Below are 13,340 nucleotides of genomic sequence, written 5' to 3' on the forward strand. Positions count from 1 at the left end.
TGAATTACATCCGTTGTCGACGCAAGGCTAATGCAGCAACGACCGCCCACGCTCCTCTGCACGCTGTGCCCAGAGCGAACAGGCACCTAGACGAGTCCGAGAATCGCCATCCGCTCGGCATGCTTTGCCTGCATGCCGTCGAACAACGCGACAACTCCGTTGAGGTCGCCGGAGGCGGAGATCACCAGATCGGTGAGATCTTCACGCTGCGCCAGCACGAACTGTGCCTGCGTGATTGCTTCCCCCAGAAGACGGCGTCCCCACAGCATCAACCGGTCCTTGGCGCGAGTACTGGCCTCCACTGCTGCCTTCACCTCGAGCACCACGAACTCCGAGTGGCCCGTCTGGGACAGCACGTCCTCGACGATTTCCGCGACATCCGCCGGGAGGGAGTGCCCGATCTCGCGATAGAAGTCGGCAGCGATTCCGTCGCCGACGTACGCCTTCACGAGCGATTCCAGCCACGTCGACGGTGTCGTCGACGCGTGGTAGTTGTCGAGAGCTCGAACGAACGGGTCCATGACGGCGAAGATCTCGTGGCCACGTTCCGTCAACGCCGTTTCCAGAGTCTCGAAGTGGTCCATCTCGGCGGCGGCCATGCTGGCGAACGCCACCTTGCCTCGCAGGTCCGGTGCCATTTGTGCGTCCTCCGCCAAGCGGTAGAACGCCGAAATCTCGCCATACGCGAGAACGGCAAACAAATCGATCACGCCAGGGTGATCGGAAGCGACTCGGCCTCCGGTTCCAGCGTCCGTCGAAGCATCAAGATCGTGTGCGCCCATGACTACGAACTGTAGTGCTTCGACGGCCGACGCGACCGGCAAGGACCGCATGTCCGATTCGGTGATCTTCGACATGTCATCGCGAGGGACGGACAACGTGCAGCTACAATGGTCTTGGGAGTTCGCCAGTTCCCCCGGGCCATTTGGTTAGCCGGGACGGCTGTATTCACACGAACCCCACCGATAATGTGCGCGCACCTGCATCGACGGTTGTCGCCCGCTTCGCCGAGATCTCCGGACGGTTCGAATTCGTCCGAGTGGAATTCAGTGCTGAGGCGTAGGCATGACCGAAGAAAAAGAGGGCATCGACATCGGCCGACTTACGGCCTGGCCCCTTACCTTGTGCGTGCGTACCGCCACGAGGAAAGGCTAGTCCCCTGAGCAAGATCACTGTCGACCACGAAGACGAAGCAACCGAGAACACCGTTTCCGTCCAGCTCGACGACACCCATGTACCCCCGAGCTTCGCCGAACTCGGTGTCCGCGACGAAATCGTCCGCGCACTGAACGAGATCGGCATCGAGCGCACCTTCGCCATCCAGGAACTCACCCTTCCGTTGGCTCTCGCCGGTGACGACCTCATCGGTCAGGCCCGCACCGGAATGGGCAAGACCTTCGGTTTCGGCGTCCCGCTCCTGCATCGCATCGTCACCGCCGAGAACGGCACAGCTGTTCTCGACGGCACGCCCCGCGCTCTGATCATCGTTCCCACCCGCGAGCTGTGCATCCAGGTCGCCCGCGACCTCGAGAACGCCAGCAAGTACCTCCGCGTCGGCGATCGTGGTCTCCAGGTTCTGCCCATCTACGGCGGCCGTCCGTACGAGGCGCAGATCTCGGCACTCCAGAAGGGCGTCGACGTTGTCGTCGGCACCCCGGGTCGCCTGCTCGACCTCGCCAACCAGTCGCACCTGATCCTGGGCAAGGTGGGCGTTCTCGTCCTCGACGAGGCCGACGAAATGCTCGACCTGGGATTCCTCCCCGACATCGAACGCCTCATGGGCATGGTCCCCGACAAGCGTCAGACGATGCTCTTCTCCGCGACGATGCCCGGCCCGATCATCACCCTGGCTCGTACCTTCCTGACGCAGCCGACGCACATCCGCGCCGAAGAGGCCGAATCCTCCGCGGTGCACGATCGCACCAGCCAGCACATCTACCGTGCACACGCGCTCGACAAGGCCGAGATGGTCGCCCGCGTCCTGCAGGCCGAAGGCCGCGGCGCGACGATGATCTTCACCCGCACCAAGCGCACAGCCCAGAAGGTGGCCGACGATCTCGCGGAACGCGGCTTCTCCGTCGGTGCCGTCCACGGTGACCTCGGACAGATCGCCCGTGAAAAGGCGCTGAAGGGCTTCCGTAACGGCAAGGTCGACGTTCTGGTCGCCACCGACGTCGCTGCCCGCGGTATCGACATCGACGACGTCACCCACGTCATCAACTACCAGTGCCCCGAGGACGAGAAGACCTACGTCCACCGCATCGGTCGTACCGGCCGCGCCGGACGCACCGGCATCGCCGTCACGCTGGTCGACTGGGACGACATCCCTCGCTGGCAGCTCATCGACAAGGCACTGAGCCTCGGAATCCCCGACCCGGTCGAGACCTACTCCAGCTCGCCGCACCTCTACGAAGAGTTGTCCATTCCGGCCGATGCCAAGGGCACTGTTCGCAAGGCCAAGGCCGCACCTGAGAAGGCAGCAACGGACAAGGCAGCAACGGAAAAAGCAGACGCGCCGAAGTCGACCGACTCGGACGGCAACGAAGAGAAGGCCGCTCCCCGCCGCAACCGGACCCGTCGCCGCACCCGCGCCGGCGCTTCGACCGACGCCCCGACGTCCACCACCGCCGGCGCCACCACAGCTCCCCCTTCGGCACCCGCGGCAACCGCTGCCGAGAACTCGGACGAAGACGGAGCGGCCAAGCCGCGTCGCCGTCGGCGTCGTCGCCCCGCGGCTTCCGCGACGGCAGGCGCCGCAGAGTAAGCTGCCGATGTGCTGGCTCCCGAAAGGCGTACTCGCTCAGATGTGATCGGTGCGCTGGCAATCGCGCTGGCCGTAATCGTGGCGGTGACCGTTGTGTGGTTGCGCAGTGATGCGCGCGGAACCACCTCGGTCACCGCCGAATCTCCACTCCCACCTCTGTCGACGTCGGTGTTGTTACCCGACATCCTGAAGCAGACGTGGGAATCTCCCAGTGCCGACTCGACGGCACCGATCACCGTCGGAAATGCCGTCGTCACCGCCGACGGCTCCGAGGTGATCGGCCGCGATCCGGCAACGGGCGAAGAAGTATGGCGATACGCGCGCAACATTCCGCTGTGCGGCGCGATCGGTTCGTGGGATCGCGTCGTCAGCGTCTATCAGGACGATCGCGGTTGCTCTCAGGTCACGTCGCTGGTCGCCGACACCGGCGCCCGAAAGGACCAGCGCAACAGCGACGCCGATTCCGCGGTCAGCCTTTCAGCGGACGGCACCTACCTGATTTCGCGCGGCAGTGAGCGAATGGAGCTGTGGCGCTCGGACCTCGTCCGAACCCTCGAGTACGGCCGGGTCGACGCGAAGGTCAACCCCAACAAGCAACCCCGCACCGGATGCACGCTGCTCGACGCTGCGTCGAGCGCCAACCGAGTCTCGGTACTCGAGCGCTGCCCCGGTGAAGCCTCCAACAGGTTGACGGTGATGAATCCCGCACCGAAGGACGCCCAGGAACCCGAAGAGTACGGATCCGCGATTCTCCTCGACTCCGAGGGCGCCCGCCTGCTTGCCGTGGCCGGCGAAAAGACGGCAGTCTACCTCCCTGCCGCCAACGGAACCGTTTCTCGCATCACCATTTTCGACGGAACCGGCAATCCGATCGTCGACTATCCGATCGAGGGAACGGTGACCGAAGGCGCCCGCACCCACGCCGACAAGGCTTCGATCACGTGGTGGACCGGCTCGCAGACCGTCAACCTGCGCCTGAGCGATCTGGCTCCGACGTGGATCGTCAACGGAACGTCCGGACCCGGAAGCATGGTTGCCGGTCAGATGCTCATCCCCGTTCCGGGCGGCATTGCAGCCGTCAGTCCGTCGGACGGAGCGGTGCAGCGCATGATCGCAGTCGACCGCGGTGAGACGGCGACACCGATCGTGCTCGCCAGTGCGGGCGAGACGATTCTGGAACAGCGCGGCGATACCTTGTTCGCGCTGCGCTAGAAGCTCACCTTCCTCAGATCGCCAGCTCCGGCGCGAAAGTCACGACTTCGTTTCCAGCCCAATGCTTTACGAGATTGTCCGCGAGTTCACGATAGGCATCCGCACCCTTGTTCTTTCGTCCGGCGAGGACCGTCGCGCCCGACGCGGACGCCTCGGCGAACTTGACGGTGCGTGGGATCGGAGGCGCCAGAACGGCCAGGGAGTAGCGGTCGCTGACATCGGCGAGCACGTCGCGACTGTGCGTGGTTCGAGCGTCGTACAGAGTCGGAAGTGCGCCGAGCAGAACAAGATCCGGGTTGGTGATGGCTTGGACTTCACGAACCGTACGCAGCAGCTGTCCGACGCCGCGGTGTGCGAGGGTTTCGCATTGCAGTGGAACCAGAACCGACTGCGCCGCAGTCAATCCGTTGAGTGTGAGCACACCCAACGACGGTGGGCAGTCGATGATGATGACGTCGTAAGAGCCCAGGAGCGGAGACAGCGCCCGCTTGAGCGCGAACTCTCGACCGGGTCGCATCAGGAGCAGCGCTTCGGCGCCCGCGAGATCGATCGTGGCCGGCAGGAGATCCATACCGTCGTCCGTCTTCAGCACGGCGTCGACCGCGTCGAGATCACCCGCCAGGACCTCGTTGACCGAACGCTCGAGGCGATCCGGGTTGTGTCCGAGCGAGAACGTCAGGCAGCCCTGCGGGTCGAGATCCACCACCAGAACTCGTTGTCCGAGCGCGGACAAAGCCGCACCGAGAGAAGCGACGGTGGTGGTTTTAGCCACGCCGCCCTTTTGATTCGCCACTGCGAGAACCGTCGTCACACGTAGATCCTTGCGCACTTCGCGCCAGGAGGCGAGCTACACACGCGAGGCAGCCTGCAATGATGGTCGACATGACGTCCCAGTCCGCCCCCTCGTCGATCCCCCTCGGTGCTCGCGTCGTACTCATGCGACACGGTGAAACCGAGTGGGCACGCACCGGGAAACACACGGGCCGGACCGAGGTTCCGCTGACTCCGCTCGGCGAGATGCAGGCAACCGCGACCGGAAATCGCTTGCGAACCCTCGACCTCCGGAACCCCATGATTCTGACGAGTCCGCGGCTGCGCGCACAGTTGACGGGTGATCTCGCCGGCCTGCCGGAAGAGCGAACCTGGGATGCACTGTCCGAATGGGACTACGGCGATTACGAAGGCCTCACGACGCCCGAGATCCGCGCAACGGTGCCCGATTGGACCGTCTGGACGCACCCGTGCCCCGGCGGCGAGCAGGCCGATCAGATCCACGCCCGGACCGACATGGTGCTGTCGATGGTGCGTTCGCAACTACCCGAACGCGACGTGATCCTGATCGGGCACGGCCACTTCTCACGCGCACTCATCGCCCGCTGGCTCGAGCTCCCGGTGACGGAAGGAAAGCGTTTCGCCTTGTCCCCCGGCGCTTACTCGGTTCTCGGTTACGAGCACGGCGCCACCCACCTCGTCCATCACAACGTGCCGCCGCTCGTCGAGGCTTGAGGCCTAAGATTCTCCCTATGATCCGACGCGCCACGCCCGCAGACGTCCAGCCGATCACCGACATGATCTACGAGTTGGCCGACTACCAGAAGGCCCTCGACGAGTGCACCGTGAAGGCGGAACAGATCGGCGAGGCGTTGTTCGGGCCGGCCGCGACGGCCTTCGCGCACGTCGCTGTGAATTCGGCCGACGACGTCGTCGGCATGGCATTGTGGTTTCGCAATTTCTCGACGTGGGACGGCGCTCACGGCATCTACCTCGAAGACCTGTACGTCAAGCCCAGTCAGCGCGGATCAGGCCACGGGAAGGCTCTTCTGGCCGCGCTCGCCAAGGAGTGCACCGACAACGACTACACCCGGCTGTCCTGGTCGGTGCTCAACTGGAACACCCCCTCGATCAAGTTCTACGAGTCACTCGGTGCCGACGCGAAGACGGAGTGGACCACGTATCGCCTGACCGGTACTCACCTCGGAGCTCTCGCCGCCGAAGCTGAGTAGAGCGGAAGCTGAGTAGGTCTGAAGCAGCGTAGGCGTTCCGTCCTACTTGTCCCGCGGCTCTTCGGTCTCGTCCGGGCGCCCCTCTTCCGGCGACACCTCGTCTGCGTACGCTCCGTACTCCGCTGCCATCCATCGAGACGTCGGAGCCGAGAACAGGCAGCCCAGAGCGCCGAGAACGACGACACCCAGAACGATGCCGAGCGGCACCTGATGCGAATCGGTCAGGAGCGACCAGGCGACCGGCAGGAGCAGCAACTGCGCGACGACGGCGATTGCCCGGCCCCACCGGCGGCCCGTCAGCAAAGCGATACCGGCAGCCAACACCGCGCCGCCGAGGATCGCGACCCACGCGGCAAATCCGTATCCGTTGGTGACGCTCTGATCGTGGCCGGTTGCACCGCGAATCACTGCGACGATCGCGAACCCGGCGGCAACCAGCCCTTGAAGCGTCACGAGGGCACCCGCCCATGTGACTGTCTTGGGCAGGGCGTTCGGACTGGCGGTATTCGGCACGAGGCCAGCCTAGAACACGACACCGGATAGGCTCATGCCCCGTGCGCGCACTGCTGATCGTCAACCCCAATGCCACCTCCACCACCGCTGCCGGTCGTGACCTGTTGGCACACGCCCTCGAGAGTCGGGTGCGACTTACTGTGGCGCACACCACACATCGGGGTCATGCTGCCGAACTGGCGCGCGAAGCCCACGAAGACGGCTTCGGCTCGGTGATCGTCCACGGTGGCGACGGAACGGTCAACGAAGTGGTCAACGGACTGCTCGGGTCACCGCATCCCGCGTCGATGAAATCGGTTCCGGTCGGTCCGATCCCGACGATCGCTGTCGTCCCAGGCGGCTCGGCAAACGTTTTCGCGCGCTCACTCGGTATTGCCGCCGACCCGATCGACGCCACGAACCAACTCGTCGACCTCCTCTCCGAACGGACCAGGCGCCGAATCGGGCTCGCACACTGCGACAACCGTTGGTTCACGTTCAACGCCGGAATGGGCCTCGACGCCGATGTGTGCGAGGCCGTCGACGCCAGCCGTAAGAACGGTGACGCCGCCACACCCGCCCGGTATGTCCGAACCGCGATCGCGGCGTTCTTCCGTGCCAAGCGAGCCGAACCAGCGCTGACCGTCCACCTTCCCGATCAGGATCCCGTCTCCGGAGTCCACTACGCGTTCGTGTCGAACTCGAGCCCGTGGACATATCTGGAAGAGCGTCCCGTACACACCAATCCGGGAACGACCTTCGACAGTGGACTCGGCATCTTCGCCATGACGAGCACCAAAGTTCTGCCGTCTCTGCGGGTTGTGCGGCAACTACTCGCACGCGGCGCGGAGCCGAAATCGAAGGTCCTCTTACGCACCGACAACGTCCCGACAATCACCATCGAATCGTCGCGACCGATCGGACTGCAGATGGACGGCGACTACATCGGACTTCGTGAAAAGGTCGAATTCACCTCGGTCCCGGATGCACTGGAAGTGTTCGCACCGATTACTACGTGAGTCAGGCAACACGTTTGACCTGCAAAAACTCTGGTGCCAAAAGGTCGAAATCGGGTAAAATGCCGGTGACGCCCAGGTGGCCGTCAGGTGTGTCACAAATTAGTGAGTTGGCCCACGAACCCGTTCAAACCTATTGACATACCGCGAGTTCGTGAAAGCATTCACAAGTAACAGTGCGGAAACATTGATGACGCACACACAAACTCATTGGTACCAAATGGTGTGAATACACACCCAATTAAGGAGCGAAAAAAGATGGACTGGCGCCACAACGCAATCTGTCGCGACGAGGATCCCGAACTGTTCTTCCCCGTGGGAAACAGCGGACCGGCCCTCGCTCAGATCGCTGATGCCAAGGTTGTCTGCAACCGCTGCCCCGTCACCGCCGAGTGCCTGTCGTGGGCTCTCGAGTCCGGCCAGGATGCAGGCGTCTGGGGCGGAATGAGCGAAGACGAGCGTCGCGCACTCAAGCGTCGTAACGCACGTACCCGTGCACGCACTTCCGTCTAGGTAGAACCGAGACGTTCGACTCGCGGCGGAGAACAGCCCCTCTGCACAGTCGAAGACGACAGCCCGGCACCACATGGTGCCGGGCTTTTTGTCTGCTCGAATCGCTAACGCTGCTCGAATCAGTAACGCGCAGAACGTCTACCGAGCGGCACACGCAGAACCGCGTCGGTACCGCCTCCGCTTCCCGGGTGCAGTCCGAGCGAGCCACCGAGCTCGGCTCCCAGCAGAGTCCGCACGATCTGGAGTCCGAGGCGATCGGATTTCTCGAGGTCGAAGTTCTCCGGCAGGCCGCGCCCGTTGTCGTGGATGATCACGTCCAACCAGCGTGCAGAACGCTCGGCACTGAGTGTGACCGTGCCGGTCACACCCGGATCGAAAGCGTGCTCGATCGCATTCTGCACCAACTCCGTCAGCACCATGACCAGCGGGGTGGCGCGCTCGGCGGAGAACACTCCGAAACTGCCCTCACGCCGAATCGTCACCGGCACACCTACTCCCGCGACATCGGAGAGCATGGGAACCAACCGGTCGATCACCTCGTCGAGATCCACCTCTTCGTCCACCGACATCGACAAGGTGTCGTGAACGAGGGCAATGGACGTCACGCGTCTCACCGACTCTGTCAACGCTTGTCGCGCTTCGTCGTTGCCGGTTCGCCTGGCCTGTAGACGCAGAAGCGCCGCGACGGTTTGCAGATTGTTCTTCACTCGATGGTGAATCTCGCGGATGGTTGCGTCCTTGCTCAGCAGAGCGCGATCACGACGCTTGACCTCGGTGACGTCGCGGACGACGACCGCAGCACCGACATGCCGGCCGCCAGGCTTGAGAACCAGGGCCCGCAGCAGAACGGTCGCCCCGCGCGCCTCGATCTCCATACGGCGACCGGGCTTGTCCGCCAACGTATCTCGGATGTATCCCGCAGCTTCCTGAGACTCGAACGGGTCGGTGACCAACGAACGGGTCAGCGCTGCGAGGTCTTGACCCACCAGATCCGAACTCAGACCCATCCGGTGATAGGCCGAGAGCGCGTTCGGGCTGGCATAGACGACTGTGCCTTCGGTATCGAGACGGATGAAGCCGTCGCCCGCACGTGGGCTCGAGTTCGTGTCGGAGCGCGATTCTCGGATCGGGAAGGTTCCGTCGCTGATCATCTGACACAGGTCTTCGGCGCAATCGAGATACGCGAGTTCGAGCGGACTCTGCGCTCGCTGGTGCGACAGGTTGGTGTCGCGGCTCAGAACAGCGATGACTCGCCCGTCCAGACGCACCGGAACGGCTTCCCGACGCGGCGGCATTCCTTCACGCCACGTCTCGTCTTCCCCGCGCACGACGCGGCCCTCCACGAGAGCGCGAAGAACCTGCGGGTGCTCGGACTCGGAAACGACCGTTCCGACCGCATCCTCCGGAAAAGCCGTCGATGCCGTTGTCGGCCGGCAATGCGCGACGCAGATGACCGTCCCCTCGGATCGGTTCTTCTCCGATTCGGTGCCCACCCACAAGAGAACGTCGGCAAAGGAGAGGTCGGCGAGCAGTTGCCACTCCCCCACGACGCGCTGGAGATGGTCGACCGCCGCACCGGGAAGGTCGGTGTGTTCGGCGAGGAGGTCGCTGAGAGTGGACATCGTCCGGCTTAGGAGATCACGGCGATCAGATCGCCTTGCTGAATCACGTCGCCGACCTTGACGCCCACCGTCGTCACCGTTCCCGGAACCTCGGCCAGGACGGGAATCTCCATCTTCATGGATTCGAGGATGACCAGGGTGTCGCCGTCCGCAACGACGTCTCCCTCGCTCACGACGACCTGGTAGACCGTCGAAACCATCTCGGCGCGCACGTCTTCTGCCATCGTGAACCTCACTTCTGTCGGAACTGCACTCTGACCACGAAAATACGTCGACGGATCACTCGATCGACCTGCCAATGGAACCACACCGGCATCGGCGTGAAACAATGACGCGAAAGAAACAGAAGGGAGACCAATCATGGGTAAGCGTGGTCGTAAGAAGCGCAGCCGTAAGGGCAACGCCGCTAACCATGGCAAGCGTCCAAACGCCTGACATGTAGCGCAACAAAACGTCCGAGGGGCGGGGAAGCATTGCTTCCCCGCCCCTCGGCGTTACTGCCTTCCGACTGCTGCCGCTCAGATCTTCGCTGACGGGCTAGCTGTCGGTTTCGGTAGTCGTTATGACGATGGTCCGACGCAACTCGACGGTGAGCCTCTGACGCAGGCTTTCCGGCGCGTGGTCTCCACCGCACTTACGGTTGATCAGGCTCTTGACCTTCTCTTCGATCCCGTAGGCCTCGAGGCACGATCCACAATCGTCGATATGACGCTGCAGGCGAGCACGACTTGAATCGTCGCATTCACCGTCGAGCATCAACCAGACGTCGGCGATGACTGCCGAGCAGTCGAGCCTTTCGAATTCGTCCTGCTCACTCATCGTGTGACACCTTCCGTCTCGGTGGCTGCGACTGTGGCTGTGTCGACCGCGCCGTCCCGATTGAATCCCCGGTCTTTTGCGACATCGGCCAAAAGACCACGCAATTGCTTGCGACCACGGTGCAGTCGCGACATCACCGTTCCGATGGGTGTGCCCATGATCTCCGCGATCTCCTTGTACGGGAATCCTTCGACATCGGCGTAGTACACGGCCATACGGAATTCCTCGGGAAGCGACTGCAGCGCCGCCTTGATGTCGTCGTCAGGCAACGCGTCGAGCGCCTCCACCTCGGCCGATCGCAGCCCCGTCGAAGTGTGCTCGGCGGTGGCGGCCAACTGCCAGTCGGTGATCTCGTCCGTTGGATACTGCGCGGGTTGGCGCTGCTTCTTGCGGTACGAGTTGATGTAGGTGTTCGTGAGAATCCGGTACAGCCAGGCTTTCAGGTTGGTACCGGCACGGAACGAACGGAAAGCGGTGTACGCCTTGACGTACGTCTCCTGCACGAGATCCTCGGCATCAGCCGGATTCCGCGTCATGCGCAGGGCAGCGCCGTACAACTGGTCGAGCAGCGGGAGCGCGTCGCGCTCGAACCGGGCAATCAACTCATCCGCAGTTTCGGGCGTTTCGGACACTGCGCCGTCGATAGGTTCAGCTACCCCTGACGGTTCGTCCTTGGGCCGGTCGTGTTCCAGCACTCTGATCCCTTCACTAGCCGTAGGGATCAAGGTTACCGCCAACTGAAGATCCGACCCACGGGCCGGTGGTGGCTCACACACAGCCAGCACGGTCGCTCCTTCGCTTCTCGGGACAAGTTTCATCAACTGGTACCAACACGGGAGTCAGCGACTCTGTTCCCGGCCTGGTCGGATGCACCTGTCGGCGATCCACATAGGGTGTTCCTCATGGCCGGAACAGCGACCCCTGCGACCGTACTTCTCGACAAGTCGAAGACACCGCACCGCGTCCACAGCTACGACCACGATCCTCGCGCCGAATCTTTCGGCGACGAGGCGGTCACTGCACTGGCAGAGTCGACAGGTGTCGTGGCTGCCCAGATCTTCAAGACCTTGGTCGTCAAACTCGACACCGGCAAGCTCGCCGTCGCGGTTCTGCCGGTCCCGGACAAGCTCTCCCTCAAGGCTGCAGCCGCTGCCCTCGGTGCGAGCAAAGCCGTCATGGCCGATCGCGCCGAAGCCGAGCGCTCGAGCGGCTACGTCTTCGGCGGTATCTCACCGCTCGGCCAGCGCAAGAAACTGCCGACCGTGATCGATGCGTCGGCGCTCGACTGGGACCGCGTTCTCTGCAGCGCCGGCCGACGCGGCCTCGAAATCGAGCTGGCTCCGACGGACCTCGCGCAGCTCAGTGGCGCGGTCACGGCGCAAATCACGGCGGGCTGAGTATCCGGTCGCTACGGTCTCACCATGCGACCACACCTGAAAACTCTTGCACTGACCGCTGCGACGGCAGCTCTCACCGTCTCGCTGACGGCCTGCGGGAGTTCGGACAATGCCGCCAAGGAAGTCACGGTAGTCGGATCAGGGCAGGTCCGCGGGGCGCCGGACATCCTCAATGCCGACATCGGCATCGAGGTGGTTGCCCCGGATGTATCGGGAGCGGTCTCCGAGGCGAATGACAAGGCCCGTCAGATGATCGACGCGATAGTCGCCGCCGGGGTTGCCCCCGAGGACGTGCAGACAAGCGATCTGTCCGTCCAGCCGCAGTACGACGCCAGCGGCGGACCGTTCGTCGGCGGCAACGTGACCGGCTACCGGGCGACCAACTCGGTACGAATCGTCGTCCGCGATCTCGACAAGGCCTCTTCTGTCCTGGACGCCGGCATCGCGGCGGGCGGAAACGCGGCACGGCTCGGTAACGTCGCCTTCGCCATCGACGACGACTCTCAGCTTCTGGCCGACGCTCGCACCCGTGCCTTCGAGGACGCGAAGAACCGTGCCGAGCAGTACGCGGATCTGTCCGGGACGTCGCTCGAAAACGTCGTGACCATCACCGAGGCACACGACACGAGTGGCGGTCAGACCATGCGCGCTCCCGACGCCTCGATGTCCGACATGGTTCTCGCCCCGGGAACCCAGCAGGTCTCGTTCGAAGTGACCGTTACCTGGGCTCTCGGCTGACTGCTAGAGCAGGCTGATCTGCTCGCCGGCACGGTCGACGTCCGGCTCGATCAACTCGTGCCCGTTGTTCTTGACACTGTTGACCAGCGGCCGGACTCGATCGACGTCGATCCGCTCGAAGAGGTCCGGTACCGGTTCGAGCAGAGCCGAATCGACGGTGTTGTCGGGATCGAGCCACGCCTCCCAGCGGTCACGAGGCAGGGCGAGGGGCATGCGGTCGTGAACCTGCTCGAGGTGACCGAGAGAGTCGACCGTGACGATCGAGCAGCTCAGAACGGGGCTCGCGTTCTCGACACTCGGGTCCCGCCAGGCAGACCACACGCCCGCCATGAACAGCCGTGATCCGTCGTCGGGGTGCATGTAGTAAGGAATCTTCGCTGCCTTCTTCCCGCCGGTGGCCTCGGTCTGCCACTCGTACCACCCGTCCATGGGGACCAGGCAACGCTTGAACTTGAAGGCGGTCCGAAACGCCGGCTTCTCCGCCAGCGAGTCGGCGCGGGCGTTGAACAGGACCGGGCCTTTGCCCAGTTCCTTGGTCCACGACGGCACCAATCCCCACCGCATCCGCCGAATCCTCTTGGTCGGATCGCTGTCGGGGTTCTCCCGATCGTGGCGTTCGACGACGGTCAACACCTCGGTCGTGGGGGCCACGTTGTAATCGGCTTCGACGGGCGCCGAGTGGTCGGTCTCGTCGAGCGCGTCGAGTTCCACCGCCAGGGTGGCCGGGTCCGCTGTGGTCGCATACCTTCCGCACATGACACCCA

17 protein-coding genes are annotated in these 13,340 nt (G+C 63.7%); 9 read left to right on the top strand and 8 right to left on the bottom strand.

The annotated features are described in order from the left end of the window. Positions 1-86: 86 nt before the first annotated feature. Positions 87-782, bottom strand: coding sequence for a ferritin-like fold-containing protein (locus ATN37_RS12590; RefSeq protein WP_029255047.1), 696 nt, complete (start codon positions 780-782; stop codon positions 87-89). A gap of 377 nt (positions 783-1,159) precedes the next feature. Here ATN37_RS12590 and ATN37_RS12595 point away from each other — a divergent pair, with 377 nt between their 5' ends. Beyond that, the gene (locus ATN37_RS12595) at positions 1,160-2,764 is read left to right on the top strand and encodes a DEAD/DEAH box helicase (protein WP_063316629.1); all 1,605 of its coding nucleotides are present in this window, start codon (positions 1,160-1,162) and stop codon (positions 2,762-2,764) included. 9 nt (positions 2,765-2,773) lie between these two features. Beyond that, positions 2,774-3,976, top strand: coding sequence for a PQQ-binding-like beta-propeller repeat protein (locus ATN37_RS12600; RefSeq protein WP_218695208.1), 1,203 nt, complete (start codon positions 2,774-2,776; stop codon positions 3,974-3,976). Positions 3,977-3,989: 13 nt separating this feature from the next. On the opposite strand, the gene ATN37_RS12605 is transcribed toward ATN37_RS12600, so the two are convergent. Beyond that, positions 3,990-4,787: a ParA family protein gene (locus ATN37_RS12605; RefSeq protein WP_030535000.1), complete on the bottom strand. Its 798-nt coding sequence runs from the start codon at positions 4,785-4,787 to the stop codon at positions 3,990-3,992. 71 nt (positions 4,788-4,858) lie between these two features. On the opposite strand from ATN37_RS12605, the gene ATN37_RS12610 reads away from it, so the two are divergent. Next, the gene (locus tag ATN37_RS12610) at positions 4,859-5,482 is read left to right on the top strand and encodes an acid phosphatase (protein ID WP_080552758.1); all 624 of its coding nucleotides are present in this window, start codon (positions 4,859-4,861) and stop codon (positions 5,480-5,482) included. Between the two features lie 17 nt (positions 5,483-5,499). After that, a complete protein-coding gene (locus ATN37_RS12615) occupies positions 5,500-5,979 on the top strand; it encodes a GNAT family N-acetyltransferase (protein ID WP_003940724.1) in 480 nt (159 codons plus the stop codon). 42 nt (positions 5,980-6,021) lie between these two features. Here the strand turns inward: ATN37_RS12615 and ATN37_RS12620 are convergent, their stop codons facing one another. Then, the gene (locus tag ATN37_RS12620) at positions 6,022-6,492 is read right to left on the bottom strand and encodes a membrane protein (protein ID WP_019747799.1); all 471 of its coding nucleotides are present in this window, start codon (positions 6,490-6,492) and stop codon (positions 6,022-6,024) included. Positions 6,493-6,533: 41 nt separating this feature from the next. On the opposite strand from ATN37_RS12620, the gene ATN37_RS12625 reads away from it, so the two are divergent. Beyond that, positions 6,534-7,490: a diacylglycerol kinase family protein gene (locus tag ATN37_RS12625; RefSeq protein WP_218695209.1), complete on the top strand. Its 957-nt coding sequence runs from the start codon at positions 6,534-6,536 to the stop codon at positions 7,488-7,490. A gap of 255 nt (positions 7,491-7,745) precedes the next feature. After that, positions 7,746-8,000 (top strand): WhiB family transcriptional regulator, encoded by a 255-nt coding sequence (locus tag ATN37_RS12630; RefSeq protein ID WP_003940950.1) that lies wholly within the window; start codon positions 7,746-7,748, stop codon positions 7,998-8,000. 119 nt (positions 8,001-8,119) lie between these two features. On the opposite strand, the gene ATN37_RS12635 is transcribed toward ATN37_RS12630, so the two are convergent. Both ATN37_RS12635 and ATN37_RS12640 read right to left on the bottom strand, forming a co-directional pair. Next, the gene (locus ATN37_RS12635) at positions 8,120-9,622 is read right to left on the bottom strand and encodes a sensor histidine kinase (RefSeq protein ID WP_003940890.1); all 1,503 of its coding nucleotides are present in this window, start codon (positions 9,620-9,622) and stop codon (positions 8,120-8,122) included. A gap of 8 nt (positions 9,623-9,630) precedes the next feature. Next, positions 9,631-9,846 carry a biotin/lipoyl-binding carrier protein gene (locus tag ATN37_RS12640; protein WP_007731208.1) on the bottom strand — a complete coding sequence of 72 codons (216 nt, stop codon included), beginning with the start codon at positions 9,844-9,846 and terminating at the stop codon, positions 9,631-9,633. A gap of 136 nt (positions 9,847-9,982) precedes the next feature. Here ATN37_RS12640 and ATN37_RS33145 point away from each other — a divergent pair, with 136 nt between their 5' ends. After that, positions 9,983-10,057 (top strand): 50S ribosomal protein bL37, encoded by a 75-nt coding sequence (locus ATN37_RS33145; protein ID WP_022597109.1) that lies wholly within the window; start codon positions 9,983-9,985, stop codon positions 10,055-10,057. Positions 10,058-10,159: 102 nt separating this feature from the next. Here the strand turns inward: ATN37_RS33145 and rsrA are convergent, their stop codons facing one another. Next, positions 10,160-10,441 carry a mycothiol system anti-sigma-R factor gene (gene rsrA / locus ATN37_RS12645; RefSeq protein ID WP_003940722.1) on the bottom strand — a complete coding sequence of 94 codons (282 nt, stop codon included), beginning with the start codon at positions 10,439-10,441 and terminating at the stop codon, positions 10,160-10,162. After that, complete coding sequence (locus ATN37_RS12650; protein ID WP_042922166.1) at positions 10,438-11,136, bottom strand: sigma-70 family RNA polymerase sigma factor; 699 nt, start codon at positions 11,134-11,136, stop codon at positions 10,438-10,440. Before ATN37_RS12650 ends, rsrA begins: the two co-directional genes overlap by 4 nt. Positions 11,137-11,343: 207 nt before the next feature. On the opposite strand from ATN37_RS12650, the gene ybaK reads away from it, so the two are divergent. Beyond that, entirely contained in the window at positions 11,344-11,838 is a 495-nt protein-coding gene (gene ybaK, locus ATN37_RS12655) for a Cys-tRNA(Pro) deacylase (protein ID WP_058039127.1), read from the top strand. A 24-nt stretch (positions 11,839-11,862) separates the two neighbouring features. Continuing rightward, positions 11,863-12,576 carry an SIMPL domain-containing protein gene (locus tag ATN37_RS12660; RefSeq protein ID WP_030535006.1) on the top strand — a complete coding sequence of 238 codons (714 nt, stop codon included), beginning with the start codon at positions 11,863-11,865 and terminating at the stop codon, positions 12,574-12,576. 3 nt (positions 12,577-12,579) lie between these two features. On the opposite strand, the gene ATN37_RS12665 is transcribed toward ATN37_RS12660, so the two are convergent. Continuing rightward, positions 12,580-13,332 (bottom strand): SOS response-associated peptidase, encoded by a 753-nt coding sequence (locus tag ATN37_RS12665; protein ID WP_030535007.1) that lies wholly within the window; start codon positions 13,330-13,332, stop codon positions 12,580-12,582. Between the last annotated feature and the right edge of the window lie 8 nt (positions 13,333-13,340).

Source organism: Rhodococcus sp. MH15 (assembly GCF_019266045.1).
GTDB classification, from domain to species: Bacteria; Actinomycetota; Actinomycetes; order Mycobacteriales; family Mycobacteriaceae; genus Rhodococcus_F; species Rhodococcus_F qingshengii.

Bases quoted from the DNA above. Each gene is read 5' to 3' on its own strand.
- ATN37_RS12610 (WP_080552758.1), top strand. From the start codon at position 4,859: ATGACGTCCCAGTCCGCCCCCTCGTCGATCCCCCTCGGTGCTCGCGTC.
- ATN37_RS12590 (WP_029255047.1), bottom strand. From the start codon at position 782: ATGGGCGCACACGATCTTGATGCTTCGACGGACGCTGGAACCGGAGGC.
- ATN37_RS12630 (WP_003940950.1), top strand. From the start codon at position 7,746: ATGGACTGGCGCCACAACGCAATCTGTCGCGACGAGGATCCCGAACTG.
- ATN37_RS12615 (WP_003940724.1), top strand. From the start codon at position 5,500: ATGATCCGACGCGCCACGCCCGCAGACGTCCAGCCGATCACCGACATG.
- ATN37_RS12660 (WP_030535006.1), top strand. From the start codon at position 11,863: ATGCGACCACACCTGAAAACTCTTGCACTGACCGCTGCGACGGCAGCT.
- rsrA (WP_003940722.1), bottom strand. From the start codon at position 10,441: ATGAGTGAGCAGGACGAATTCGAAAGGCTCGACTGCTCGGCAGTCATC.
- ybaK (WP_058039127.1), top strand. From the start codon at position 11,344: ATGGCCGGAACAGCGACCCCTGCGACCGTACTTCTCGACAAGTCGAAG.
- ATN37_RS12635 (WP_003940890.1), bottom strand. From the start codon at position 9,622: ATGTCCACTCTCAGCGACCTCCTCGCCGAACACACCGACCTTCCCGGT.
- ATN37_RS12665 (WP_030535007.1), bottom strand. From the start codon at position 13,332: ATGTGCGGAAGGTATGCGACCACAGCGGACCCGGCCACCCTGGCGGTG.
- ATN37_RS12640 (WP_007731208.1), bottom strand. From the start codon at position 9,846: ATGGCAGAAGACGTGCGCGCCGAGATGGTTTCGACGGTCTACCAGGTC.